This is a genomic window from Streptomyces sp. TRM68367 (assembly GCF_014495685.1).
Lineage (GTDB): Bacteria > Actinomycetota > Actinomycetes > Streptomycetales > Streptomycetaceae > Streptomyces.
Genome location: NZ_JACTVI010000007.1, coordinates 1 through 24,633 on the forward strand (window position 1 = coordinate 1; position 24,633 = coordinate 24,633).

The 24,633-nt window shown below is 70.9% G+C and carries 28 protein-coding genes and 5 pseudogenes; 14 read left to right on the forward strand and 19 right to left on the reverse strand.

What is annotated here, in order from left to right:
- Positions 1–690: 690 nt before the first annotated feature.
- Positions 691–975 carry a hypothetical protein gene (locus H8R17_RS45580; protein WP_223124762.1) on the reverse strand — a complete coding sequence of 95 codons (285 nt, stop codon included), beginning with the start codon at positions 973–975 and terminating at the stop codon, positions 691–693.
- 64 nt (positions 976–1,039) lie between these two features.
- On the opposite strand from H8R17_RS45580, the gene H8R17_RS45585 reads away from it, so the two are divergent.
- Positions 1,040–1,297: a hypothetical protein gene (locus tag H8R17_RS45585; RefSeq protein ID WP_223124763.1), complete on the forward strand. Its 258-nt coding sequence runs from the start codon at positions 1,040–1,042 to the stop codon at positions 1,295–1,297.
- Between the two features lie 50 nt (positions 1,298–1,347).
- Here H8R17_RS45585 and H8R17_RS07110 read toward each other — a convergent pair whose 3' ends face one another.
- Entirely contained in the window at positions 1,348–1,917 is a 570-nt protein-coding gene (locus H8R17_RS07110) for a TIGR03086 family metal-binding protein (protein ID WP_187822287.1), read from the reverse strand.
- A gap of 259 nt (positions 1,918–2,176) precedes the next feature.
- Here H8R17_RS07110 and H8R17_RS07115 point away from each other — a divergent pair, with 259 nt between their 5' ends.
- The 4 genes and pseudogenes from H8R17_RS07115 to H8R17_RS48575 all read left to right on the forward strand — a co-directional run bounded on the left by H8R17_RS07115 (position 2,177) and on the right by H8R17_RS48575 (position 4,843).
- Positions 2,177–2,431: a hypothetical protein gene (locus H8R17_RS07115; protein ID WP_187822288.1), complete on the forward strand. Its 255-nt coding sequence runs from the start codon at positions 2,177–2,179 to the stop codon at positions 2,429–2,431.
- A 208-nt stretch (positions 2,432–2,639) separates the two neighbouring features.
- Positions 2,640–2,972 (forward strand): hypothetical protein, encoded by a 333-nt coding sequence (locus H8R17_RS07120; RefSeq protein ID WP_187822289.1) that lies wholly within the window; start codon positions 2,640–2,642, stop codon positions 2,970–2,972.
- A gap of 16 nt (positions 2,973–2,988) precedes the next feature.
- A pseudogene (locus tag H8R17_RS49085) lies at positions 2,989–3,225 on the forward strand (hypothetical protein); the annotation flags it as partial.
- 421 nt (positions 3,226–3,646) lie between these two features.
- Positions 3,647–4,843 (forward strand): cytochrome P450, encoded by a 1,197-nt coding sequence (locus tag H8R17_RS48575; RefSeq protein WP_187822291.1) that lies wholly within the window; start codon positions 3,647–3,649, stop codon positions 4,841–4,843.
- Positions 4,844–4,928: 85 nt separating this feature from the next.
- Here H8R17_RS48575 and H8R17_RS07135 read toward each other — a convergent pair whose 3' ends face one another.
- From H8R17_RS07135 to H8R17_RS07160, 6 genes and pseudogenes are all read right to left on the reverse strand, one after another.
- Positions 4,929–5,669: a sulfite exporter TauE/SafE family protein gene (locus tag H8R17_RS07135; RefSeq protein WP_187822292.1), complete on the reverse strand. Its 741-nt coding sequence runs from the start codon at positions 5,667–5,669 to the stop codon at positions 4,929–4,931.
- Between the two features lie 88 nt (positions 5,670–5,757).
- Positions 5,758–6,480, reverse strand: a complete 723-nt coding sequence (locus tag H8R17_RS07140; RefSeq protein WP_187822293.1) for a type 1 glutamine amidotransferase — start codon at positions 6,478–6,480, stop codon at positions 5,758–5,760.
- A gap of 41 nt (positions 6,481–6,521) precedes the next feature.
- A complete protein-coding gene (locus H8R17_RS07145; protein ID WP_187822294.1) occupies positions 6,522–7,460 on the reverse strand; it encodes a TIGR03619 family F420-dependent LLM class oxidoreductase in 939 nt (312 codons plus the stop codon).
- A gap of 178 nt (positions 7,461–7,638) precedes the next feature.
- Positions 7,639–7,791, reverse strand: a pseudogene (locus H8R17_RS49090) (glutamine synthetase); the annotation flags it as partial.
- 606 nt (positions 7,792–8,397) lie between these two features.
- The gene (locus H8R17_RS07155) at positions 8,398–8,967 is read right to left on the reverse strand and encodes a DinB family protein (protein WP_187822295.1); all 570 of its coding nucleotides are present in this window, start codon (positions 8,965–8,967) and stop codon (positions 8,398–8,400) included.
- A gap of 120 nt (positions 8,968–9,087) precedes the next feature.
- Entirely contained in the window at positions 9,088–9,282 is a 195-nt protein-coding gene (locus H8R17_RS07160; RefSeq protein WP_187822296.1) for a hypothetical protein, read from the reverse strand.
- A 257-nt stretch (positions 9,283–9,539) separates the two neighbouring features.
- Here H8R17_RS07160 and H8R17_RS07165 point away from each other — a divergent pair.
- Positions 9,540–10,103 (forward strand): annotated as a pseudogene (locus tag H8R17_RS07165) (hypothetical protein); the annotation flags it as partial.
- A gap of 337 nt (positions 10,104–10,440) precedes the next feature.
- On the opposite strand, the gene H8R17_RS07170 reads toward H8R17_RS07165, so the two are convergent.
- From H8R17_RS07170 to H8R17_RS07180, 4 genes are all read right to left on the reverse strand, one after another.
- The gene (locus tag H8R17_RS07170; protein ID WP_187822297.1) at positions 10,441–10,956 is read right to left on the reverse strand and encodes an N-acetyltransferase; all 516 of its coding nucleotides are present in this window, start codon (positions 10,954–10,956) and stop codon (positions 10,441–10,443) included.
- A 240-nt stretch (positions 10,957–11,196) separates the two neighbouring features.
- Positions 11,197–11,412 carry a hypothetical protein gene (locus H8R17_RS49095; protein ID WP_399476426.1) on the reverse strand — a complete coding sequence of 72 codons (216 nt, stop codon included), beginning with the start codon at positions 11,410–11,412 and terminating at the stop codon, positions 11,197–11,199.
- Between the two features lie 181 nt (positions 11,413–11,593).
- Positions 11,594–12,376, reverse strand: a complete 783-nt coding sequence (locus tag H8R17_RS07175) for a DeoR/GlpR family DNA-binding transcription regulator (RefSeq protein WP_187822298.1) — start codon at positions 12,374–12,376, stop codon at positions 11,594–11,596.
- Positions 12,377–12,968: 592 nt separating this feature from the next.
- Entirely contained in the window at positions 12,969–13,139 is a 171-nt protein-coding gene (locus H8R17_RS07180; protein ID WP_187822299.1) for a hypothetical protein, read from the reverse strand.
- A gap of 297 nt (positions 13,140–13,436) precedes the next feature.
- Between H8R17_RS07180 and H8R17_RS07185 the strand changes: the two genes are divergently transcribed.
- Positions 13,437–14,234: a VOC family protein gene (locus H8R17_RS07185; protein WP_187822300.1), complete on the forward strand. Its 798-nt coding sequence runs from the start codon at positions 13,437–13,439 to the stop codon at positions 14,232–14,234.
- Positions 14,235–14,528: 294 nt separating this feature from the next.
- Here the strand turns inward: H8R17_RS07185 and H8R17_RS07190 are convergent, their stop codons facing one another.
- Positions 14,529–15,671, reverse strand: a complete 1,143-nt coding sequence (locus H8R17_RS07190; RefSeq protein ID WP_187822439.1) for an RNA polymerase sigma factor — start codon at positions 15,669–15,671, stop codon at positions 14,529–14,531.
- 8 nt (positions 15,672–15,679) lie between these two features.
- On the reverse strand, positions 15,680–16,087 hold the full coding sequence (locus H8R17_RS07195) for a YciI family protein (RefSeq protein WP_187822301.1): 408 nt from the start codon (positions 16,085–16,087) through the stop codon (positions 15,680–15,682).
- A 240-nt stretch (positions 16,088–16,327) separates the two neighbouring features.
- Here H8R17_RS07195 and H8R17_RS07200 point away from each other — a divergent pair.
- Positions 16,328–16,441: pseudogene (locus H8R17_RS07200) on the forward strand (haloacid dehalogenase type II); the annotation flags it as partial.
- A gap of 140 nt (positions 16,442–16,581) precedes the next feature.
- Here the strand turns inward: H8R17_RS07200 and H8R17_RS46435 are convergent.
- Positions 16,582–16,710 (reverse strand): hypothetical protein, encoded by a 129-nt coding sequence (locus H8R17_RS46435; RefSeq protein ID WP_262505082.1) that lies wholly within the window; start codon positions 16,708–16,710, stop codon positions 16,582–16,584.
- A 301-nt stretch (positions 16,711–17,011) separates the two neighbouring features.
- On the opposite strand from H8R17_RS46435, the gene H8R17_RS46440 reads away from it, so the two are divergent.
- Entirely contained in the window at positions 17,012–17,161 is a 150-nt protein-coding gene (locus H8R17_RS46440; RefSeq protein ID WP_262505094.1) for a hypothetical protein, read from the forward strand.
- A gap of 226 nt (positions 17,162–17,387) precedes the next feature.
- On the opposite strand, the gene H8R17_RS45595 is transcribed toward H8R17_RS46440, so the two are convergent.
- Complete coding sequence (locus tag H8R17_RS45595) at positions 17,388–18,155, reverse strand: SDR family NAD(P)-dependent oxidoreductase (RefSeq protein WP_223124772.1); 768 nt, start codon at positions 18,153–18,155, stop codon at positions 17,388–17,390.
- 267 nt (positions 18,156–18,422) lie between these two features.
- Positions 18,423–18,656: pseudogene (locus tag H8R17_RS49100) on the reverse strand (amino acid permease); the annotation flags it as partial.
- On the opposite strand from H8R17_RS49100, the gene H8R17_RS07215 reads away from it, so the two are divergent.
- Together H8R17_RS07215 and H8R17_RS07220 are read left to right on the forward strand one after the other, a co-directional pair.
- Positions 18,649–18,909 carry a hypothetical protein gene (locus tag H8R17_RS07215; RefSeq protein WP_187822303.1) on the forward strand — a complete coding sequence of 87 codons (261 nt, stop codon included), beginning with the start codon at positions 18,649–18,651 and terminating at the stop codon, positions 18,907–18,909. The pseudogene H8R17_RS49100 and the gene H8R17_RS07215 overlap by 8 nt on opposite strands.
- Positions 18,910–19,090: 181 nt before the next feature.
- Entirely contained in the window at positions 19,091–20,062 is a 972-nt protein-coding gene (locus H8R17_RS07220) for a sporulation protein (protein ID WP_187822304.1), read from the forward strand.
- 317 nt (positions 20,063–20,379) lie between these two features.
- On the opposite strand, the gene H8R17_RS07225 is transcribed toward H8R17_RS07220, so the two are convergent.
- On the reverse strand, positions 20,380–20,586 hold the full coding sequence (locus H8R17_RS07225; RefSeq protein ID WP_187822305.1) for a hypothetical protein: 207 nt from the start codon (positions 20,584–20,586) through the stop codon (positions 20,380–20,382).
- Between the two features lie 290 nt (positions 20,587–20,876).
- Here H8R17_RS07225 and H8R17_RS07230 point away from each other — a divergent pair, with 290 nt between their 5' ends.
- The 3 genes from H8R17_RS07230 (at position 20,877) to H8R17_RS07240 (ending at position 22,893) form a co-directional block, all read left to right on the forward strand.
- Positions 20,877–21,275, forward strand: a complete 399-nt coding sequence (locus tag H8R17_RS07230; protein ID WP_187822306.1) for a hypothetical protein — start codon at positions 20,877–20,879, stop codon at positions 21,273–21,275.
- Positions 21,276–21,412: 137 nt separating this feature from the next.
- Positions 21,413–21,976, forward strand: a complete 564-nt coding sequence (locus H8R17_RS07235) for a rhomboid family intramembrane serine protease (RefSeq protein ID WP_262505083.1) — start codon at positions 21,413–21,415, stop codon at positions 21,974–21,976.
- A gap of 134 nt (positions 21,977–22,110) precedes the next feature.
- Positions 22,111–22,893 (forward strand): polysaccharide lyase family 7 protein, encoded by a 783-nt coding sequence (locus H8R17_RS07240; RefSeq protein ID WP_187822307.1) that lies wholly within the window; start codon positions 22,111–22,113, stop codon positions 22,891–22,893.
- A 29-nt stretch (positions 22,894–22,922) separates the two neighbouring features.
- Here H8R17_RS07240 and H8R17_RS07245 read toward each other — a convergent pair whose 3' ends face one another.
- Positions 22,923–24,590, reverse strand: coding sequence for a BTAD domain-containing putative transcriptional regulator (locus tag H8R17_RS07245; protein ID WP_316959334.1), 1,668 nt, complete (start codon positions 24,588–24,590; stop codon positions 22,923–22,925).
- Positions 24,591–24,633: the final 43 nt, after the last annotated feature.

The window sequence follows — 24,633 nt, forward strand, 5'->3', positions numbered from 1 at the left end:
AGGAGGCGATCACTCCCGGAGTCAGTCACACACCGTGACACCACGTCAGTGCGTGAGACGAGGCGCACCGCTCAACTTCGAAGACCCCACAATTGCCGAGGTCTGGCCTCCTACTACCGCCGCGAGGCCGGTATCCCGCCTCCACTCCGCTGGCAAAACCCTGCCCTCAGCTCGGACGACCCCGCGCTGCGGTCGGCCGCGGCCCACGCCAAGCAGCTCGGCGACGCCAACGGCTGGTCACCATCGCTTATCCGGTGCGCGATGGACGGCCTGATGGCGGTGCTGGAGGGCCGCCCGCCCGGCAAGCCCGTGAAGCTCACCGAAGTCCGTACGCCAATACCGCGACAGGCTTCCAGCCACCGGGTCGCCGAGGTCCTCGCCAATCTGGATCTTCTCGACGATGACAGCACCCTGGCGATCCGCGCCTGGATCGACCGCCGCACCAGCGAACTGCCCGCCGGCTTCGCCGCCGACGTCCGGGCCTGGCTGCTGGTCCTGCTCGACGGTGACAGCCGCACCAGACCCCGGTCCCACACCTGTGTCTACGTCTACTTCGGATGCGTGAAGCCCCTGCTGGAGATCTGGGCGACCACCCGTGGGCACCTGCGAGAGATCACCGTCGCCGACGTGACTACGGCCCTGGACCGGTTGTGCGGATGGCGGCGTCGCAACGCGATCGCCGCACTGCGCTCACTGTTCCGCTTCGCCAAGAAGCGCGGGCTGATCTTCGCCAACCCCACCACCCGCCTCGAAGCCGAGAAAATCGAGCGGAGCCTCCTGCCGATGACCGACGCCGAGGTGCTCGCCGCCCAGCAGATCACCGTCACCCCGGCACAACGGCTGATCGTCGCCCTGGCCGCCGTCCACGCCGCCCGCGCCACCGCCGTCCGACGCCTCACCCTGGACGACCTCGACCTGCCCAACCGCCGGATCACCATCGCAGGACACGCCCAACGACTCGGCGAACTGCCCCACCGGACCCTGCTGGCCTGGCTCGACCAACGCCGGCACCACCTGGCCCAAGACTCCGAACCGGCACGTGCTCATCAACGCGAAGACCGTCCTGGGGACCGGGCCAGTCAGCGCCGAATACCTCAAGCGACACCTGCTGCACCAGGGCGTCTACCTCGAACGCATCCGCGGCGACCGGGTACTGCACGAAGCTCTGACGATCGGCGCCGACCCGTTGCACCTCGCCCTGGTCTTCAACCTCCCCCACACCACCGCGAGACGCTACGCGACCATCGCTCAGAGCCTGCTGGAGGACCAGATCGAGCGGGCCGCCGGGAACGAATGAGCATCCTGCCAATCAGGCGCTCGGGGGCGGTCAGTTGCCCGCGATCGGCCTCACAGCTGCGGTGGGACCGGCCGGCCGAGAAACGCGGCGAGCCGATCGATGGCCGGAGCGGTCTCCTCGACGGGTTGCGGCTCGGCGAATCGTCCCGTTCGGGACTGAGTGGAGAGCTGGACCTGAACGAACGCCAGGGCCTGCTCGGCAAGGTCTTCGGGCAGCCGGGCAGGGATTCCGGTGGCCTGGGCGAGGTCCCATCCGTGAGCGAGCAGATCGTACAGGCGGATGTGCAAGCGCTCGGCGCCCGTGGCACTCCCCAAGGGTCCGCGATAACTCCGCTCGAGTACCCCGGGACGGGAGAAAGCGGCCTGCAGCGAGGCGCTGGAGGACCGGTAGGCTCCGACCGGGTCGTCACCGAGGCGGTCTGCTCCGCGCTCGGGCATCGGGCCATCCTCGATCATGGCTGCGAACACCAGGTCCATGCCGACCAGGTGGTTGACCACCTCGCGCACGTTCCATTCCGTGCACGGCGTCGGCGCCTTCCACTGCTCGGCGGGGACCTCGGCGATCAGGTCGCCGACGACTTCGGACGCGCGCGCGAGATCTTCAACAGAAACGGTAGTCATCCGGGGAGACTACGGCGTCATCTGCCAGACCTCCCAAGGGTTTTGCGTCGGTGCGGAGAAGCCCTGTCGAACCGGGTGACCGCGCGATCGCTTAACGTCGATGAGTACCTCCTCCGCCCACCAATAACAGCGACGCGGAACCCACCGCCCTTCCGAGCACGCCTGCAGAAGATGCCGTGGGTTCCCGGTGAAAGCCCCTCAGTCACGCTGGATCGTCGCCGAGTAGGACGCCGCCCCCAGGAACGAGAAGGGCGCGGTCTTGCGCCGGGAACGGCTCTACCACTCGCACGTCAAGGAGTGGCGGGCCGCCCGGGATGCCGGGGCCCTGGAAAGCCTGGTCGACCGCCGGACCAGCCCGGCCCGCACGAAGAAGTCCGCCGCGGAAGTGGAGAACGAGAAGCTGCGCCAGCAGGTGGAGCGGCTGCAAAAGGACCTGGCCCGGAACAAGGCCGCACTCGAAGTGATGGGAAAAGCCTCTGCGCTCTTGGAAATGATCTCCGAGAGCGCGGACTGAGGCACGCGGCCGACCCGGTCCTCGACACCGCGTTCCACCGGTGTCGAGGGCCGGCTGGGCATCACGGCCGCGTGCCGGCTGACCGGCCGCTCCAGGGCCACCCACTACCGTCGGCTCAAGCCCCCGGCAACCCCGCGCAGCCCGCTCCCGCGTCCAGGCGCAGCCCTCGGCTCTGACGGGCCAAGAGCGTGCCGTGGTACTGGAGTTGATGAACAGTGCCGAGTACGCAGAGCTGCCGTCGGCGCAGATCTGGGCCCGTGAGCTGGACGCCGGCCGCTATCACTGCTCGGTCTCCACGATGTACCGGGTCCTGCGCGAGCACGGGCAGTCCGGCGAGCGGCGTCGTCAGGCCACCCACCCGGCCAAGGCGGTGCCCGAACTGGTGGCCATCGCCCCCTTGCAGGTCTTGGGATATCACCAAGCTCGCCGGACCGGCCAAGGCATCTGGTACCACGCCTACGTCGTCATCGACATCTTCAGCCGTTACATCGTCGGGCACACCGTGGAGCGTGCCGAATCCGCGAGCGTGCCGAGGAGTTGATCCGCGAGAGCATCGAATGCAACGGCATCGTGCCCGAGGCCGTCCACGCCGACCGGGGCACCTCCATGACGTCCAAGAAGGTCTCCCAGCTGCTGATCGACCTCGGTGTCACCCGCAGTCATTCCCGGCCGAAGGTCTCCGACGACGCCCCCTACAGCGAGGCCCAGTTCAAGACCACCAAGTACATGTCCGACTACCCGAACGATTCGATTCCCTGGCGCACGCACGCGAGTGGTTCGACGCGTTCACGTCGTACTACAACCATGAGCACCGGCACTCGGGTATCGGCTGGCACACACCTGCGAGTGTCCACTTCGGCACCGCCGAAGAGGTCCGCGACCAGCGCGCCGTCACCTCGCCGCGGCCTACACCAGCCACCCCGAACGCTTCGGCCGCCGCCCCACACCACCCGAAACACCCCGGCAAGCGTGGATCAACGACCCCGCCAACCGCAGGGAACCCACACCACAGATCTCATAGCATCACAAACGTCTCACTGGACTTGAAATCTTCCGCGGCGCCCGCCAGTACGGGACGAGGCTGGGAACTCAGCGACTGTTGCTCACCCAACTCGGCGTCGGCTGCGCGTCCCGGCCCACCTCGTCCTTGCAAGGAGACGACACCGGTCGTACTGTTTGTGCCCGAACGACTTCGGTCCTTCGAGGGGAGCCGCAGTGGAAGACGTTCGGGAGTACGCCGCCGCACTGACCGTCGAGGACCTCGACCGCGACCCTTACCCGGTCTATGCCAGGCTGCGCCGGGAGGCGCCGGTGGCCTGGGTGCCCGCCGTCGGTCTGTGGTTCGTCACCCGGTGGCGGGACGTCGAGCGGGTGGCCACGGACACCGAGTCGTTCACAGCCGCACTGGACGACTCCCCGCTCGACCACTCCTTCGGCAGTCCCACGATCCTCACGGTCGACGGCGACGTCCACATGGAACTCCGCAGGAGCCTGGACGCCAAGTACCGCCCCCGCGCGGTCGCCTCCTACATCGACGACCTGGTGGGTCCCCTGGTCGAGGAACGGATCGCCGCCCTGCGCGGCAGGGACCGGGCCGAGTTGATGACCGAGTACTTCGAACCCATCTCGGTGCTCAGCCTGGGCCGCGTCCTGGGCCTGGGCGATCTGCCTGCCGACACCCTCCGCTCCTGGTTCTCCCGCCTGTCCGACGGTGCCACCAACTTCGAGAAGGACCCGCGCAAGCAGGCCCGGTCCGACGGCGCCGCGCGGGAGATCGACCAGCATGTCGGGGCTCTGATGACGCGGCTCGCCACCGCCCCGGACGACAGCACGGTCTCGCACATGCTGCACACGGCCATGCCGCCGGGCCGGTGCCGCGCACGGGAGTTCGTCATGCCGAGCTTCAAGGTGATCCTGCTGGGTGGCATGCAGGAACCCGGCCACGGCGGCGGCACGGTCGTGGCCGGCCTGCTCGCCTCCCCCGGCCAGGCCGCCGCCGTGCGGGCCGATCTGGACGAGATGGTTCCCAGGGCCGTCGAGGAGGGACTGCGCTGGGTGGCCCCGATCGGCACACAGACCCGCCAGACCGCCCGGGAGGTGGAGTTGGCGGGCGTCACCCTGCCTGCTGGAGCCCCGGTCGCCGCCGTGGTGTCGTCGGCCTCCCGCGACGAGGAACTGTTCGACGCTCCCGACACGTTCAACGTCTTCCGCGCGGGCCGCAACCACCATGCCGCGTTCGGCTTCGGCCGCCATTTCTGCACGGGCCACGCCTTCGCCCGCCACCAACTGCGCCTGGCGCTCCGCGGCCTGCTGGAGGCGTTCCCGAACCTGCGCCTCGACCCCGAGCACCCGCCCGTCTTCCGCGGCTGGGAGTTCCGCGCACCGCGCAACCTCGACGTCCTGCTCTCTTAAGGGGTCCTTGCACTGTGCCCGCCCCAGCCGAAGCCACCTGGGCCTTTTCCAGAGGAGAGATGAGACGCCGGTGGCATCGGCTCGCTCACAACCCCCACAGCCCCTTTCCGAGGGTGATCACACCTCCGGCCAGGGCAAGCAGGAGTACGAGGAGACGCGCTCGTTTCTCGGGGACGTGTCCGGCGAGTTTCCTGCCGGTCAGGGCGCCCGCGGCCATCGCGCCGACGGCGAGGCCCCAGACGGTAGCGCTGAGCCTCGGTATCCCGTTGGACGCCACAGAGACGGCGTTGACGACGACCCCGTAGAACTGTGCGTTGGGCACGAACTCCACGACGGTCCACTCCGCGTTGACGGCATACAGAGACACGGGCGGCCCGCCCACGCCCGCCGCGGAGTTCATGAATCCGCCGACAGCACCAGCGGTGACCGCACCCGCGCCGTCCCGCAGGGCGGCAACGCGCGTGCCGCGCATCACCAGCACGACGGCCACGGTCACGAGCACCCCCATACAAGCCATCAGCACGGGCTCGGGCAGCCGCCGCGCCATCCACGTCCCGGCCGGCACGGTGCACACGGCCGCCGTGCACAACGGCACCATGGCCTTCAGCCGCACCCTCCGCCATCCGACGGCGAGCCCGACGACACTGATGACTCCGGCAGCACAGTTGGCGAGCACGACGCCTTCAGCCGGCCCAAGGAGCAGCACCAGCGCGGGAACGGCGACGAGGGCAAAACCCATCCCGGTGAGCCACTGCACACAGGCACCCAACAGCACGACCCCGCCCAGCAGCAGCTCCTGCGCCCACGCACCCGTCAACGGCGGCATCCTCTCGGACGTACAGGCGGCCCGGGAACGCCAGGCTACTCAGGATCGGGGTGAACGGCCCAGGGCCAGTGCCGGGTCCGCAGCAAGGTCAGAGCATGCCGGGGGCGGATGCGTGGGCCACGCGGCGGAGGAACCTGTCGACCAGGTCGTATGCCCGCTGCCGGGAGTCCTCGCGCGACGCTCGGGTGTCGGCTATCAGGCGGTCCGGGGCTACGCCGTGTTGCTCGGCCTGGGTTCTGCCTCCGAGCACGAGCCATTGCCGGAGGGTCTCCTCGGTGATCTCGGGGTGGAACTGCACGCCGAGGGCCCGCCCGGCGCGGAACGCCTGAGGGCCGACCGCGCTGCGGGCCAGTTCCACAGCTCCGGGTGGGACGGTGAACCGGTCGAAGTGCCACTGGAACCACGGCCCTTCGGGGACCGAATCCGCGGCCTCGGGTTCGATGGTCATCCAGCCGATCTCGGGGCGCGGGGCGCGTTCGACGGTTCCGCCGAGGGCCGTCGCCAGGGCCTGCCCTCCGAAGCAGATGCCGAGGATGGGAATGTCCGTGGCGTGGGCGCGGCGCAGAAGGTCCAGTTCGCCTTCGATCCAGGGGCCGGTCGCGGTCTTGTCGTAGATGGACCAGGGAGCGCCCAGTATCAGGATCAGGTCGTAGGCGTAGGGGGCGGGGAAAGTGAAGTCCACGGCGGGGTCGTGGTGCCGCTCGGCCGGGACCACCGTCCGCTCGTCGAGGTCGTAGCCGTGCTCCGCGAGACGGCTGCCGATGGGGCCGGGCGAGGAGGCGTGGTCGTGGCGTATGACGAGGGCGCGCACGTGAGTTCTTCCCTTCGGTTCTGCCCTTGTTCGGTGGCCTGTCAGACCAGTGCGGATACGCGCCGTACGACCTCGCGGCAGAAGACTCCGACGCCGTCGGGATCGTCGATGAACTGCGAGGGCTTGACGCAGAACGTGGTGAAGCCCTGCGCCATCTGCTCGGGAATGGACGCCAGTGCCTGGCCGAGGTCGGCGCACGAGGTGTCGTCGGGGAAGACCGCGCGGGTGCCGCCGATCAGCTCCAGGTCGGCGATGTCCCGTCCGGCGGTGCTCATCGCGTCGGCGAGCTTGCACAGCTCCTCGGGTGCCGGGCGGCCGAGGGGGTTGAAGGCGTGGCCGTGGCGGACGATCCGGCGGACCATGGCGTCGTGCATGCCGGCGCCGCCGAAGCACAGGCGCGGTCCGTCGGGGCGGTACGCCTTCGGCTCGAAGTAGACGTTCTCGAAGGAGTAGTGCTCGCCTTTGTGGGACACCGGGGACGGGCCCCACAACTTGGCCCAGATCTCCAGGTGCTCGTCCAGCAGCCTGCCGCGCCGGGCGAACGGCACCCCGAGCGCCGCGTACTCGTCGCGGCTCCAGCTGACGTTGGGGAGCACCGTCAGGCGCCCCTCGGAGAGGAGGTCGAGGGTGCCGAGTTCGCGGGCGAGCAGGAGTGGGTGGCGCAGCGGGGCGATCACGGCGGAGGCGGCGAGGCGGATCCGCTCGGTGACCGCCGCGGCGGCGCTCAGCAGGAGCAGGGAGTTCGGCCAGGGGGTGTAGGGGTCCTGGTTGCCCGGCAGGGCGTAGTCGCGGGGGTTGCCCATCACGCCGTTCGCGCCCGCGTCCGGGCCGAGGACAATGTGCTCGCTGATCATGACGGAGTCGAACCCGGCGTCCTCGGCCTCGCGCGCCCAGCGCACCACCGCGGGCAGGTCGGCCCGGCCGCCGGTCATGGTCCAGTTCTCGCTCAGCACCAGTTGCATGCGGGGAACAGTCGTCATGGTCCCTCTTTCGTACACAGGGTCGTCGAGGCGGCTCACGGGTTCGTCGAGGCGGCTCAGAGCATCCACGAGTACTCGTGGAACTCCCAGTCGGCGACGGCCCGTTCGAACCAGGCCAGCTCTTGGCGCTGAGCGCGGCGAAGACTTCGGCAAAGCGCTCGCCCAGCGCCTCGGCGAGCACCTTGCCCCCTTCGAGGGACCTCAGGGCTGCGCCGAGCGAGGCGGGCAGCGGCGCGCCCACGCCGCCGTGGTCGCCGGTGATGGGCGGCAGGGGCGTGAGCTCGCGTTCGATGCCGTCGAGTCCGGCGGCGAGCAGGGCCGCGACGGACAGCCAGGGGTTGCACGCTGGTCGCCGATCCCGATCTCGATGCGGGCGCCGGGTCCGCGCTCGGGCGGGATGCGGGCGTAGGCGAGTCGGTTGTCGTAGTCCCGGTTGGCGGTGACGGGCGCAACGACGGGGTGCAGTCCGCGCGCGGCCAGGCGGTCGCTCTGCGCGCGCAGCATCGAGCGCGGGTCGAAGCGCAGCGGGGTGCCTCCGGCGGCGGGGTCGGAGACCTCGGCGAGGAGGTAGGCCGCGCGCGGCATGCCGCCGGAGACCGCGAGCGTGCCCGGGTCGATGCGGTCATCGGCGTCGGGCCAGCCGCTCTTGGCGGTCTCGGGGACGTCGGGTCAGTTGGTCGGCGGTGGCGGGCGGATGGCGGGCGGGCACCGAGCCTCCTCCAGTCTGCGACTCATTTGAAGCCAAACAATAGGCGCCCATGAGGTGCCAGGCAAGGTTTCTTGAAAGTTTGCCGACCCGGGGCGCCGCCTCGACATCGACGTGGGCTGCGCGGGCGTCCCGGAACTCAGGAGAGGGGCCGTCCGGTGGCTCCTCAGCCCTGTGACGCTTCGCTGGTTGCCGCCGATTCCAGGCGGGCCGACGTGACCCCGGCGCTCGTCACTGGCCCACTCTTCCGTCGATGCACTCGCGCAACAGGTCGGCGTGCCCGCAGTGACGGGCGTACTCCTCGATCATGTGGACCATGAGCTCCCGAACCGCGATCCTGTCCTCCCCCAGACGCTCGCTCAGCTCCGGGTGCTCGGCCAGCGCGGCGTCGGTCGCTGCCTGTTCGCGTGCCAGAGCGGAATACGCGGCGTCGACCACGGCCTGGTCGGCGACGGCTCCGTCGAAGTCCGCGTCACGCTTGCCGTACAGCTTCGGCAGCGGATCGCCGTCGCTGATCCAGTTCTGCCAGTCCCGTTCCACCTCGGCGAGGTGCCGGAGCAGGCCGAGCAGCGACATGGTCGACGGTGGAACGGACCGACGGGCCATCTGCTCCGCGGCAAGGCCCTCGCACTTCATCCGCAAGGTCGTGCGGTAGTCCGTCAGGAAGTCCCGAAGTGTGTCGAGTTCGCCGCCCGGACTGGCTCCGTCGCGGTTGCGGGGGTCGTCGTCCGGGTCAGCCCACATGTCGGGGTAGACCGTTGCCCGGCTCCATCGTGTGGGTTGGTCAGTCACACGCTCCATCGTCGTCCGTGAGGTAACGAGTTCGCCAGTGATTTGCGGTCCGGCATCGGCGCTGTGCCGGCACACCGCCGCCCGCGTCGGCGACCAACGGATTCCATCGCGTCGTCCGGACGCGAACCGTCAGTACGCCACGGTGATGCGGCGGCGTTTCGGCGCGCTCTTCTCCACCTCGCCGGGGGCGATCTCGCCGGCCGGGGAGACGTAGGTCCAGTCGAGATCGGCGACCTCGGCACGGAAGAGGCGCCGCAGCACCTCGCGCTGGGCGAGCGACTCGGCAGATCTCGGCGACGTCCGGGGTGTCGACCCGGTCCACACCCGACGTGGTCCGCAGGCTGCCGACGCCGCCGACGACCACCCGGCGGCGTACGCCCGCCGTGCGCAGCCACTCGATCGGTGAGCGGTACGTCGCCAGCAGCGGGGCCGCCGGTCGGAGCCGTCGCGGGGCGGGAGACGGCGGAGACCACCGCATCGTGACCGGCGGCGGCCTCTGTTACCGTGCCCGGCACGGAGGCGTCGAGCGACGCGACCGCCGGCGCCGACCACCGGGGGAGGCCGGCCGAGGCATGAACCGCGCCTACTTCCACATCGACGGCGGCCTCTACTCCGAGGGCCAGGATGCGTGGCTCGTGCTGCACAACAACCTGTACGCCAGGTTCCGGGACGACATGGAGGACATCGTCCCGACCACCAATCTCCCGAAGTTCCGGCAGAAACCGTACTCACCCGAGCCGTACCTCGAAGGCGCCTACGTGTTCAGGTACGAGGGCAAGTACTACGTCGTCCAGGCCGCCTGGGACTGGAAGACGAATCTCGACGGCACCACGCGGTACGCCTACGACGAGGGTCGCCAGCAGTACCAGTACGACGCGGTCGTCGCCGTTTCGGACACCTTCGAGGGGCCGTACTCCGAGCGATGGACTGCGGGCGTCGGCGCCGGCCACAACAACTTCTTCGTGGACCACCACGGCCGCCCGTGGGCGACGTTCTTCCTCAACCCGGCCGCCGGCTACTGGTCCGTCCCCGAACGCATCACCGACGCCGCCGTGCCCGGTGTCGTGCAGCTGGAATGGACCGGCCTGGAGGGCAACCGCTTGTACGTCAAGCGCCGAAACGGTGGTCGCGCGGTCAGCAGTTGACCACACGACGCGGGCAGCAGCCTGGCGGGCCGGCCCGCCAGGCTGCCCTCCTTCCGGTGGAGGTACGACGAGGGTGAGGTCGCGACGCCGGCCAACTCGCTCCTGGTGACCTTCGAGCTGGTTCCGTCCGGTGCGGGCACGCTGGTGCACTTCACCGAGTCGGGGCTCGGGGAAAAGGGCCGGGATGCAGCCGTACTCGAGGAGGCGTACCGCGAGCACGTCACCGGCTCGGATCACTTCCTGCCCCGCCTGGGGACCCGACCGGAAGCTGGTCGAAACCGGCAGGGGCGAGCCCGCGCCGCACGACGTCAAGATCAGCAACTGGCACTGGACCTTGCTAGGGGATGGCCACCGGGTCCGCGGCAAGGTCGATGGTGAACGCCACCCGATCGAATCCGGGGCCGTCGTAGTCCGGCTTCACGGCTGAGGCCGCGAAGCCGAGCCGAGCGTGAAACGCTTGCGACGCAGTGTTCTGGGGGCTGGTGATGCAGTGCACGTGTCGGCGCCCGTGTGACCGGGCGAGGGCGAAGAAGGCCCGGTACAGGGCACGCCCGATGCCCTGCCCGTGCAGCGCCGGGTCGACGCCCACGAAGTGCACATAGGCGGTTTCGGGCTCTGTCTGCGACAGAAAGCCGACCAGGAAGGCGGCGACCTCTCCACTGCCACGTTCGACCAGAAAACTGGTGGTGGTGAAGTGCTGGAAGTACAGCCGGGGCAGAAGCAGCGCACGTTCCGTCGCCCCTGCCTCCCCTTTGAGGCCACCCCACCACGTGTCCAGTACGGCGAGCACTCGGAGATGGTCTTCGACGGCAAGGTGCCGGGCCCTCAGGCCAGCGGGTAGATCGTCGATCATCTGGGCATGATGCCATCCGCGCGAGGCGACCGGGACGGCGATCCGCCGGCGGCTGCACGAGAGCCGGGGCCCCGGTCCGGAGCCGTCGAGTGACAGGAGGAAGCGCACCAGCTTCCTCAGCGCTGGGCGCGGGCGTGGAAGTCGGCGATCCGCCCCACACAGCGACGGGGTTGGAGTACATCGGCCAGTGACCGCTGTGCGGGACCTCGGCCAACTCGACGCCGTTCGCGGCGAGTTTTCTCAGGCTCGCCGCGTACAGGGCGCCGGCGAACTGCGGGGAGCGGCGCACCCGTTCGGTGAAGTCGGCCGCGAAGCATTCGGGGTCGTCCGTGGGTGCGTAACGATCTGCCGGCTCAGAAAGCAGTCCTCCGGGGCCACGTTGCCCTCGATGTCGACAAAACTGAGGACGCGGTCGGGCTGCTGGTGGCCGAGCAGCAGCGCGGTCAGGCCGCCCATGGAGTGCCCGGCCAGATGGAACCGCCGGATCTCCGCCCGGTCCGGTACCGCCTGGGCGGTCCGTATCAGGAACGGTTCAGCACCGCCATGGCATGAGTCCACCGGAATGCCGTCCACAGACTCAAAGCCTGATTCTGACTTCCAACGATATGGAGGGCGTCTCGCAATACCAGCTCTCGCGTCAGTTCGGCCGGTGTGTGCCAACGGGCCGCGCCACTGTCGGTATCACCCTCACACCGGCCTCGCGCAGAGCCAAGCAGGTCGCGTCGTCTTCCGATGCGTTGGTGATGAGTGCGTCCAGCTCCTCGGGGCCGCAGATCTTGACCATGCCGGTTCCGGGGAACTTGATCTTGTCGGCCAGGAGCACTACCTTGTCGCTGGCGGCGATCATGGCGCGCCGAGCGGGCACCTCGGCCACGGTGGTGTCCATGACCTGGCCCCCGGGGCGCAGGCCGCAAGCACCCATGAACAGCCAGTCGGCGTGAACTTGGCGAAGGTTGTCCTCGGCCATGAAACCGTCCAGCATGCGTGACTCACGGATGACCATGCCTCCGAGCAGCATCAGGTCGATGCTTTCGTCACCGTTGAGTTCGTCATACACAGCGAGGTTGTTGGTGATCACGGTGAGTCGGCGACCGTGCAGTTGAAGTGCCAGCCGGTGGACCGTTGTGCCGCTGTCGAGAATGACCGACTGGCCGTCCTCGATCATTGTGGCCGCTTGGGCGGCAATGGCGTCCTTCCCTGCCACCTGAACCTCGGCGGCCTCGTCGAAGGGCGGCTGCTCCTCCTCGACAACCGCTCCGCCATGGACCCGGGTGAGCAGCCCGTCCGCCTCCAGCTTGAGAAGGTCACGGCGGATGGTCGCCGCACTGGCGTGAAGCCGCTCGGCCAGGCCGGTCACGGAGGCGGTGCCGCCGGAACGCAGGGCCTGCAGGATGAGTTGGTGTCGTCGCTCAGCCAGCACACAACGGGACACTACACGCTACGGGCTGGGGCAATCTGCTGACTTCAGCGGCAGTTGACGACTACGCCGGTCAGTAGCCGACGGTGCAGCGGCGGTTGAGGTACCGGGGGAACTCGATCTCGTCGACGAGGGCGAAGACGTAGTCCTCGCAGGTGATGCGGGCCTGGCCATCGGCGTCGGCGAGGGCGCACCAGGCGTCGAGTGCCCGGATCCGGCCGATGGCGTACGGCTTGAACTCCGCCGGGAAGCCGGGGGCGTCGAAGAAGCGCAGGCCGTCCCCCGTTCAGGAGGCTCGCGCCGCCGCCCCTGTGGAGGATGCGCGGGGCCCTTTGGGCCCAGGGCACGGACGGCCCGCGGCGACCGTGGCCACGGCGACCGTGTAGAGACGCGCGTCGGGGCCGCCGACGGCGGTGACCTCGTGGCCGCGGGCTGCTGCCTTTGTGACGACGCGGGAGCCCGCCTTTCCGGCGGCTCCGAAGAGTCCTGGCCATCGCCCTGGGCCGCGGTCTGGTCGCGTACGGCGGGCAGTGCGTGCACGGCTGTGCCGAAGCGTGCGGCGCCGTGGAAGTGGTCCGGTGGGCGTGGGTGGTGATCAGCCGATCGATCGGCTTGCCCAGTGCCCCTTGGCGTACGCGACGGCCTCGTCGGCGCAGGCCAGCGCGTACTCGGCCTCCGTCCGGCCGTCCAGGGCCCTTCCACCCTCGCCCCTGGTGGGCGCACGGACGAGATACGCTGGGGACCCTCCCTGGTCGAAATCGGACATCGCCGGGTGAGGTCATCATGTCCGCTCAGGACAACAGCCCTGCGAGTGGCGGCCTGATCCCGGGGTCCGGCTTCAGCCCTCCGGCCGCTCCCGTCTCCGGCTTCGAGATCACCGACCTGGCCACGCTGCCCGGCCGGATGAGCGGCGGCGCCCTCCAGCGCGTCGCGGCGGGTGAAGAACTTGCCGAAGGTGGTGGCTTCGGAGAAGCCCCGGGCGCGTCCGGTGATCGGTCGACGGGCGATTGTCAGTGGTCGGTGTCACGCTGGGGGTATCCAGGATCTGCGAAAGGGAACCGGCATGATCACCACTGACTTCGCCCCCGGCTCACCTTGCTGGCTCGACCTCGGCGCGCCCGACGTCCGGGCCACCGCGGCCTTCTACGGCGCGGTGCTCGGCTGGGAGTACGAGTCGATGGGCGAAGGAGAGGACATGGAAGGCGGGATGTTCCGGAAGGACGGCAGGGTCGTCGCCGGACTCGGCAAGCTCACCGAGGAGGGAGCGCGGCCCGCCTGGATGATCTACTACTGCGTCACCGACGCGGACGCCACCACCCGGGCGGTGCAGAGCGGGGGCGGCACGGTGCGGGTGCCACCGAGAGATCTCGACGACTGGGGCCGAATGGCCCAGTACAGCGACCCGCTGGGGGGTCAGTTCGCGGTCTGGCAGCCGGGGACGAACAAGGGCGCCGAGCTGGTGGACCAGCCGGGTTCGCTGTCGTGGACCGAGCTGTTCACGAGCGACGCCAGGGCCGCGAAGGAGTTCTACGGCGATGTCTTCGGCTGGCAGTTCAGCGACATGGAGCTGCCGGGCGGCGGGGGCACGTACAGCCTCATCACACCCGCCGGGCTGCCCGAGGAGCGCATGCACGGCGGCGTGATGGAGCTGCCCAAGGAGAACCTCGCCCTGACGAACGGGCGGCCGTACTGGCACCCGGTCTTCGCCGTCACCGACTGCGACGCGGCGGTCGCCGCGGTCACCGGGAACGGCGGCAGCGTGCAGATGGGGCCGGAGGACGCGGAGGGCGTCGGCCGGCTGGCGGTCTGCCTCGACCCGTGGAACGCGGACTTCGTGGTGCTCACCCCTGCCGAAAGCTGAGACGGCCCTACGACCGGCGAGCGACGCCCGCGTACGCGTGCGCGGACTGCGGCCCGCGTCCCGCTCACCCACCTGTGGCCGGGGACAGATCCGGACGCCGCCCAGGAGGCGGCTGCCGAAGCCTTCGAGCACCCTCTCTGCGTCGCATCCCCCGGACTCGTCGCACACCTCAGCCCCACCGCACGCCGCGCGAAGTGATCCGGAAGGGCTCCGAAATATTTCGGCGATACCGCCCCGGAGATCCATCACTGAAACTCAGGGCACCGTCACCAGCGACGGCGGTACGTACGACATCTACCGTCGGCGGTCGTTGAGCCGGGCGGCCTGGCGTGTCAGGTAGTCGCGTTCGGCGAGGTTGGAGGCCTTGTGGGCCGCCTCGGCGTACAGCCGTGCCGCCGCCGCCAGGTCGCCGTCGCGCTCGTGGAGGTACGCCGCCACCGCGGCGTGGCGGGGCAGTGAGTCGTCCAGCGCCGCGAGCGCCGCCAGACCGGCGCGCGGCCCGTCGGCCTCGCCGACGGCCACGGCGCGGTTGAGCCGGACGACCGGGCTGTCGGTCAGGCGCGTGAGCTCGTCGTACCACTCGACGATCTGCACCCAGTCGGTCTCCTCGGCGGTGGGCGCGTCGGCGTGGAGTGCCGCGACGGCGGCCTGGGCCTGGAACTCGCCGAGGCGGTCGCGGGCGAGGGCCGCCTGCAGGATCTCGACGCCCTCGGCGATCGACTCGGTGTCCCAGCGGCCGCGGTCCTGCTCGGCGAGCGGCACCAGGCTGCCGTCGGGCGCGGTCCGGGTGGCGCGCCGGGCGTGGTGGAGCAGCATGAGGGCGAGCAGCCCCGCGACCTCCGGGTGGTCGATCGTGGCCGCGAGCTGCCGGGTGAGCCGGATGGCCTCGGCAACGAGGTCGACGTCGCCGGAGTAGCCCTCGTTGAAGACCAGGTAGAGGACGCGCAGCACGGTGGCCACGTCGCCGGGCTGGTCGAACCGCACGCCGGAGACGGTGCGCTTGGCCCGGCTGATGCGCTGCGCCATGGTCGCCTCGGGCACCAGGTAGGCCCGGGCGATCTGGCGGGTGGTGAGTCCGCCGACGGCGCGCAGTGTGAGCGCGACGGCGGACGACGGCGTCAGCGACGGGTGGGCGCACAGGAAGTAGAGCTGGAGCGTGTCGTCCACGGTGGGCGCGGGCCCGGGCGCCGGCTCCTCGCCGACGAGGTCCTCACGCCGGCGGCGGGCGGTGTCCGCGCGGGTCGCGTCGAGGAACTTGCGCCAGCCAACGGTGACCAGCCAGCCCTTCGCATCCCGCGGCGGGTCGGCCGGCCAGACGCGGACCGCCTCGACGAGTGCGTCCTGTACGGCGTCCTCGGCCGCCGCGAAGTCGGCTCCGCGGCGGACGAGGATGGCGAGCACGCTCGGCGTGAGGCTCCTGAGCAGGGCCTCATTCAATGATGAGGTCACTCCGTGATGGTGGGCGGCGCGGCCAGGAACGGGCGCAGCTCGAGCCACTCGTGGATCGGCTTCCCGCCGGCCCCGGGGGCGGCCGACAATTCCCCGGCCAGTTCGAGGGCGCGCTCGTAGCTGTCGACGTCGATCACCATCCAGCCGGCGATGAGGTCCTTGGTCTCGGCGAACGGGCCGTCGGTGACCGGCGGCCGCCCCTCGCCGTCGTAGCGGACCCACGCTCCCTCGGGGGCGAGCGCCTGACCGTCGACGAACTCGCCTGTCTTCTCCAGCCGGGCCGCGAAGTCGTTCATGTACTGCACATGCGCCGAGATCTCCTCCGGCGTCCACTCGTCCATGGGCACGTCGTTGACCGCCGCCGGAGCGCCGCGGTAGTGCTTGAGCAGCAGGTACTTGGCCATTGTTTTTCTCCTCGGTGCTGTGCGACCCATTCTGGTCGCGTTCACCCCGGGGACGGAGCCAGCCACGCGTTCTCGACATCGCCGCCCGAGTTTTTCGGTTTTTGTTGATGAGCCCTGGGCGGGCCGTCCCGTGGTGCGCTCGGACTGCGCATGTTGCCGGTTAAGCGGCTCTAGGGGTAACGTGCGTACCCGCTCAGCGCGGCGCCATCTCGCGCCCGACCACCACAAAGGGGAGACCGGATGGCCGAGGCACGCGACATCGACGCCGTCGTCTTCGACGTCCTCGGAACGATGGTCGACGAACCGGGCGGACTCCGAGCGGCCATTCGCGAAGCGGTGCCGCCATCCGACGACGGGCGTTGTCGACGAGGGTGAGCAGGGCGGCGTCCGTGCGGTCCTGTTTGTCGTCGTCGGCCATGTCGAAGGTGTGGGTGGCGACGGTCCGCACCTCGCGCCGCAGCTCGGCGCGGGTCAGCCCGCCGGACCCGGCGTCCTCACCGGCGTGGGCCACCGGTGGTGACGCCGGTGAGCGTGACCAGCGTGGCGCACCCGAGGGCGACCGCCAGGCCGGCCACCCGCCGACGGTGACCGGCCGCACCTGTGTCGTTGCTGTCATCGGCCATGCCGGTCAGCCTCGCCGGTCCGGGCGCCCGGCCGCCATCAGGCCAACTCCCCTGTGTGGGTGGGGATAACCCGAGAGCGCACGTCCTGTCGCCCGGCCGCCCGAAGGCCGCCGACGGCCTCGCTACCGTGTGCCGCCCGCCGCGGGGCTGGTGCGGACGGGCTGCTGCCCGCCGCCGCTGTAGTTGCCGTTGAAGCGGTACAGCCACAGGCCGTCGACGGCCAGGTAACCCTGGAGGTACGGCTGCTGGTCGACGGCGAACTGCAGGCTACGACCGCACTCTCACCGACCTCGTCGGCGACCTGTCCACCCGCAGGGAAACCTTCCGCCGGCTCTGGGCCGGCCACGACGTGCGCGCTACGGCCGAGGCACCAAGCGTCTCCAGCACCCGGTCGTGGGCTCGCTCGACCTGCGCTACGACATCCTCCAACCGGCCGCCGAGCCCGGCCTGACGCTGATCACACCGACCAGAACCAGGCGTCGGCGCGGGATGCCGAACACGGCGGCGCGTCCACCGGGACACCGGGTGGCTGAGAGGAGCCCGTAAGGGCCTGGGCCTGCCTGTTCGCCCGGCCAACGCGGCACGACAGTGCGTCCGAGGCGGGCCGCAGCTGCCCGGGCCTGCTCGTTGCTGACCGGGTGGGTTCCGTACAAGCCGCTCTCGGCCGGCGTCTGCCATCAACTGCGCAAGTACGAGGCGCCGTTGACGTCGAGGATGGTGCCCGAGGACCACTCGGCGGCGGGAGAGGCGAGCCACAGGACGGCCGCCGCGATCTCCTCCGCGGTGGCAACCCGGCCGAAGGGGCTCTGGGCACGGATCGCGGCGCCCTCGGGGCCTTCGAGACGCGCGGAGACCCGTTCTGTGGCGAAGAAGCCGGGGGCGACCGAGGCCACGGCGATACCGTGCGGTGCCAGCGAGACCGCGAGCGACTGGCCCAGGGCATGCACCGCCGCCTTCGTGGCCCCGTAGGCCGGGTGGTCGGGTTCGCCGCGGAAGGCGCCCCGGGAGCCGACGTTGACGATCCTTCCGCCGCTGCCCTGGTCGATCAGGCGCCGGGCCACGAGATGGCTGAGGTTCGCCGTGGCGAGCAGGTTCACGGCCACATGCTGCTGCCAGACCGCCACCCACTCCTCGTACGAGGTCTCCGCCAGGGGGTGGCGGATGTTCACCGCGGCGTTGTTCACCAGGACGTCGATCCCGCCGAGCGCCTCCGCCGCCGCGTCCACCACGGCCGCCGCCCCCGCCGGGTCCGCGAGGTCGCCTCCGACCAGGGTGTGGCCGGTGCCGGCGAGGGAGTCGAGGGTGACGCGCGCTTCCTCGGCGCGCGTACCGAAGTGGACGGCGACCCAGTCGCCGCCCGCCGCGAACGCCTGCGCCACCGCACGGCCGAGGCCCCGCGACGCGCCACTGACGAGGACGCGCCGACCGGATTCTGGGATGCTCATGAAGGGGTGCCTTTCGACCAACGATGTGGGGAACTCACCTGATCCTCCTGCATCGGCCTCTCCCTCAGCTCGAGGTGGCCTTCTCCGCGTCGTCATTGCGGTGGGCGAGCTCGGTGACCCCCACAGGGCGATGCCGATCACCAGTGGGACGCCGGCTATCCGGTACTGCATGGCGGGGCGCCCGGAGGACCAGGGCAGGACCAGGTAGAGGCAGGTGATCGCGCCCACCACTGGCAGGATGCGGCCGGCCCGGAAGTGCTTGGCCGTCACCTTGTCCCTGCGCAGCACGAGCACCGACACGTTGACGACCGCGAAGACCGTGAGCAGCAGCAGTGATGTCGTCCCGCCCAGCAGGGACACGACCGGGCTGTCGGGGTTCAGCGAGACGAAGCTGACCAGCCCGAAGGCGATGGCGGTGGTGAACAGGATCGCGGCCTGCGGAGTACGGCGCACGGCGTCCACCTTCGCCAGCAACGGCGCCAGCACTCCCTGCTTGCTCATCCCGTACAGCTACAACTGCCTCGGCTTCGCCTTGCTGCTGGGAGCCGGTATCGACCGCGCCATCCGCCGACGACCGGCTCGGGTGCCGTGGGCGGCGGCAGCCGCGGTGCTGATCGCCCTGGTACCCGTGAGCCTGCACCTGCGGCCCCCCGAGAGCCGCCACGACGATGTCGTCGCCATCGGCCGCGCCGTACCCGAGGCCGGCCACCCCGGCGACGGCCTGCTCCATCTGCCCGGCCGCCACCATGTCTGAACACAGGCCCGCCCCCGGACACCCGAGGCCTGACGGACCTCGCCACGCCCAGGAGGTCGCGAAGCGCCGCACACTGCAAAAGTATTTCCCGCACACCACTATGCTTCTACGTTCCTGTAGAACATGTGCGCGGCTAGATCGCGTCGCGCAGACACACGTACGTGAAGGAGCGGACGCCACGATGGTGTTCAAACGACTGCTCGGCTCGCTCGGTGTGGGTGGCCCCACGGTCGACACGGCCCTCGACCAGGGCCCGATCCGGCCCGGCGACGCGCTCAACGGCCAGGTCCGTCTCCAGGGCGGCAAAGCCGGCTTCGACATCGAGCACATCACGCTGGAGCTGGTGGCGCGGGCCGAGGCCGAGCACGAGGGGGGCGAGAGCGAGGGCGTCGTCGCCTTCGACCGGCTCACCGTCGGCGGCGGCTTCCGGCTCGGCGAAGGCGAGCCGCACAGCGTGCCGTTCAGCGTGACGCTGCCGTGGGAGACGCCGATCACCGAGCTGTACGGCCAGAGCCTGGGCATCGTCCTGGGCGTGCGCACCGAGCTGTCGGTGGCCGGCGCGAAGGACAAGGGCGACCTCGACCGGCTGACCGTCGCGCCGCTGCCCGTACAGGAGGCGATCCTCGAGGCGTTCGGGCAGCTCGGGTTCGGCTTCAGGTCCGCCGACCTGGAGTACGGGCGCATCGGCGGCACCGGCCAGCAGCTGCCCTTCTACCAGGAGATCGAGATCACCCCGTCGCCGGGGTACGCGCGCCAGGTGAACGAGATCGAGGTGACCTTCCTGGCCGGCCCGGGCGGGCTGGAGGTGGTCCTGGAGGCCGACAAGCGCGGCGGCCCGTTCTCGTCCGGCCATGACGCACTGACCCGCTTCACCGTCACCCACGACGGCGTCGGGCACCAGGACTGGAACGCCGTCGTCGACGGCTGGGTCCGGCAACTGATCGAACACCGAGCGGCATACGGCGCGCACGCCGCGTACGGTCACCACGGGCCCGGGTTCGACGAGCATCAGCAGGGCGGCCACCGTTCCGGCCCCGGCACGGGCACCGCGATCGCGGCCGGAGCGGCCGGGCTCGCGGGCGGCATGGTCGCGGCCGAAGTCGTCGACGAGGTCGGGGACTTCTTCGAGGGAGAAGAGGACGACGAAGGCTGAGCAGCACTCCGTCTGACATCTCCTGGATCACTGTTGTACGGCGTCCAGGAGCACGGGCAGGGAGCGGCGGAACTCGCGTGCCCGTACGGCGGAGAGTGGGTGTCGGCCAGACGTGGGTGGTCGTGGCGGAGCGCCTGGCCTCCCTCGGCACCCCTTTCCAGGACGAGCCGGAGTCGGTCGTCGCCCAGGAGAAGATCCCGCGGGAGCGCCCTCCTGGGCGGCACCACCGCCGAGAGCCTCCTGGCCACGGTGGTGGTGTCGTACTTCGCCGCCTTCGGCGCCCCGAACCTGCTGTTCGAGCACATCGTGGGCCACCTTCACGGTGCGCTTCGCGAGCGCCGACTGCCCCTCCTGGTCAGCACCCGCACGAACACCGCCACGTCGAACGCCGTGCGCTGGCAGGCCACGTCGTGCACGATGCTCGCGGTGATCGGGGCGCGCTCGCTGCCGGACTCCGCGTCCTGCCGCATCCAGGCCAGCTCGGCGGCCTCCTTCACGGGCCGGGACAGGGCCGCCGTCGCCATCAGCATGACCGTGTCCCGCCCCTCGGGCGAGCTCGACCAGTTCCTCGACCGGGTGACGCAGCGCGAAGGCGTGCAGGGCGCGCATGGCCATCGCCTCGCGGTGCTCCTCCCTGCGCAGGATCCCCACGAACCGCTGGACCTGGATCCGTGTCACCCAGGCGTAGGCCTCGTTGAGCGACTCGGCCAGGTCCGGCTGGAACAAGCGGTCCGTGCGGCGGCTGCCTTCGGTGCGGTCGGTAGGGGGGCGCCGGTCATCCGCCGCCCAGCATCGCGGGTTCGATCTCACCCCAGTGGGATACCACGGGGCGATCGCGGCGGCCGCGGCCCTGCTGGCGCGGGCGACTGGGGCAGATCGTGCTGCCGTAGACATGCTGCTGCACTTCGCCCTGCCCCCGGTCACCCGGCTGCACCGGGCCGCCGCCCTCCGCAACACGCAGGGGCCGCGGGCCGCGCTGGCGGAGGTGGACGGCCTCGCCGCGGAGCTCGACCGGTACTACCTGTTCCACGCCACGCGCGCCGGCCTCCGGCGCGCGCTGGGCCACCCCGACGAGGCCCGTGCCGCGGACCGGCTCGCGCTCGAGCTGACCGCCAACCCCGCCGAACACGGCCCTGCTCCAGGAACGCGCCGCGTCCTGAGCGATCGATGCCGCCCGCCGGGCGGGAACCAGGCCGGCCCTCCCCGGCGTTGAGCAGTACAGGAGCGAAGCTGGGGGTCCTCATGGTGTACGGATCGCATGACCACCCTGGATCTCGGTACGGACCGGGCGGTGCGGCCCGCCCCGCACGCGGGGCGCGCCGGGCCCGGGTGAGAGATGCCGGCGTTCTGATGGTTGCCTGGGTCGCCCTGCTGTGGGTGCTCGAGGCCGTCGACGCGGCGAGCGGCCACGCGCTGGACACGTTCGGCGTCAGCCCGCGCGAGGCCGGCGAACTGCGGGACGTCGTGCCCTCCGCCTTTGTGCACTTCGGCTTCGACCATCTCGCTGCGAACAGCGTGCCGCTGCTGGTACTCGGCTTCCTCGCCGCGCTGTCCGGTATACGCCGGTGCCTCGCCGTCGTCGCTGTGATCATGCTCGTCGGCGGCCTGGGCGTGTGGCTGACGGCCCCCGCCCACTCCACGACCGCGGGTGCGTCCGGCGTCGTCTTCGGTCTCTTCGGCTATCTGCTGCTGCGCGGCTTCGTCGATCGCCGCGTCGGCGACATCCTGGTGGGTCTCCTGGTCGGCGCGGTCTACGGCTCGATCCTGTGGGGTGTCCTGCCGACAACGACCGGGGTCAGCTGGCAGGGGCATCTCTTCGGACTCCTGGGCGGCATAGCCGCGGCCTTCGCGTTCCGGCGGTCCCGCGACGGCAGCGATGCGCTCTCGGACAGAGGAAGCCGCCGGTACGCGTGAGTGCCGCGGGGCGGCCAACGTGGCAGGACGGCGCCGCCCGCCGAGCGCACGGGTTTCGGGACCCGTCCCGTCGACGACGGCTACGGTTCGCGTCGGGCCAGACCGAACACCCGACGAGAGGGAGGAAACCCTCCATGCCAAGCACTCGGACCTGCGTGCTGGCGGTCATCACCGCGGCCGTTTCGACCGCCGTGTTCACGCTGCCCGCCCAGGCCGCCACAGCGGTCCCGCCCGAGCGGGCCGCCGCCCGGTGCGCGTACCCGTCCGAGGTCCTCGACCTGACCGACTGGAAGCTGACGCTGCCCACCGGCGAGGACGAGGATCCCACCGAGATCACCCAGCCGGAGCTGGCGGCCTTCTCCGCCGACCCCTGGTTCCGGGTGCGTGGCACCTGTGACGCGGTCCGGTTCCGGGCCCCCGTCAACGGCGTGACGACGGGAGGTTCCAGCTACCCGCGCGCCGAGCTGCGGGAGATGACCGACGGCGGCGAGGACGAAGCCGCCTGGTCCACCACGGACGGCAGGCACACCCTGGCGGTGACCGAGGCGTTCACGGCACTGCCCGCCGAGAAGCCGCACCTGGTGGGCGCGCAGGTCCACGGCGGGGACGACGACGTCACGGTCTTCCGCCTCGAAGGAAGCAGCCTCTACATCACCGACGGCGACGACCGGCACCATCACCTCGTCACCGACGACTACGAGCTGGGCACCGAGTTCGAGGCCAGGTTCCTGGCAGAGGACGGGAAGATCCGCGTCTACTACAACGGGAAGCCGCAGACCACGATCTCCCACGACGGCGACGCCAACTACTTCAAGGCCGGGGCCTACACCCAGGCCAACTGCGACAACGCCGACCCGTGCGCCGACTCGAACTACGGCGAGGTTCGCATCTCGGACATCAAGGTCGCCCACTCCTGACCGGCGGACGGGCCGGCAGCGTCCCTCCCCTACGTCGTGCCGAGGGCGGCGAGCCAGTGGTCCACTGGGCCGAGGGTGACCAGGCCGCTGCCGGCGCCGGCGAGTTCTCCGGAGGCCGGCTGCAGGCGGGTGCGGAGGGTCTGCAGCGCGGCCTGGTCGCCGAGTTCCAGGGTCAGGGCGGCGTGCAGGCAGCACAGTACCTCGTAGAGCAGGTCCGCGGGCGGCTCGGGCAGGGTGTGCAGTCTCGCCCGGGCGTCGGCGTGGCGGCCGGTGCGCAGCAGGACGAAGGGTTCGGCCCAGGGGGCGTACGGGCCCCAGTCCGTGTCCGCCGCCGGGTCGATGTGTGCGGCGGCCCGTGACGCGGGTGTGGTGGCGTCGGCCAGGTGCAGGCAGAGCCGGGCGAGGGGCAGCAGTCCGTGCTCCACGCCGGGCATGCCGGCGCCGTCCAGCAGCCGGGCGGCGGCCCGGTATGCGGTCCCGGCCCGGGCACGCTGCCCGGAGGCGGCCAGCCGCAGCGCCCGGTACCAGTGGGTGAAGACGCACACCAGTGGCCGTTCGTGGCGCTCGGCCAGCGCGTCCGCCGCGGCGGGGTGTTCGTCCGCCGTCGTGAAGTCGCCGAGTGCGCTGTTCGCCTGTATGCGGATCAGGTGGCCGAGCACCTCGAAGTTGACCAGGCCGTGCCGGGCGGCGAGCGCGATCAGCTCCTCGCCGATCACGTCCCGCCGCGGCGCGAGACCGGCCCGGGTGCAGGACTGCATGAACGCCCCGTTGAGGGCGAACGCCAGCAGCGTAAGGTCGTCCAGGCGGCGGGCGGTCTCCTCCGCCTCGCGGGCGGCCTGCGGGCCGCGCGGTGATCTGGTGCCGCGCATCTCCAGCGCGATCGTGGCGAGCAGCCGGCAGCGGGCCACCTCGTGCGCGGTGTCGTCCGGCAGCGCTGTCAGGGTGCGCTCGGCGGCCGCGACGATCTGCCGGGCCTGCTCCGGGTCGTCGCTGCGGGGCCAGATCGCGGGGACGTCGTACGCGCCGATGACCCGGGCGATCAGTTCCGGGTCGCCGAACTCCTCCGCTGCCGTGACGGCTGCGAGGCGATGCTCCCGGGCCGCCGCGAGGCCGCTGCCTCCGGTCACCGCGAGGTTGCGGAGCAGGCCGACCGTCGACTCCAGCCGGGATCGCGCCCCCGCGGCGACCGTGCGGTCGTACGCCTCGGCCGCCCGCGTCCACAGCCGGGCCGCCGCCGTCACCGGTTCTGCCGGCGGGTCAGGGCGTGGGTCCTGGGCGAGGACGTCCGCCTCCAGGCGGCGCAGCCGCGGGCCGGGATCCACCCCGAGGCGGTCGGCCAGCATCGCCCGGGCCCGGCGCAGTACGGCGAGCGCGTCCGCCTGGCGGCCCGCGCGGTACAGCGCGAGGGCCAGCAGCCGCCAGGCTTCCTCCCGCCAGGGGTGCTCGGCCACGTGCGCGTCCAGGGCACGGCCTCGGCGGCCAGCCCGAGGGCAAGCCGGGCCTGTGCCTGCTGCTCGCCGGCCCGCAGCCGCAGCTCGGTCAGGCGAGCGCTCGGCGCGGACCCAGGCGTCTGCGGCGGCCTCGGCGTAGGCGGGGCCGCGCCACAGCGCCAGCGCGTTCTCCAGGTGCTCCAGTGCCTGCCCGGGCGGCGCCGCGGCGGCGGCGTCGACGGCCGCCTCGAACCGCCAGGCGTCCACGGCGTCGGGTGCGGCCCGCAGCGCGTAGCCGGGGCCCTCGGTG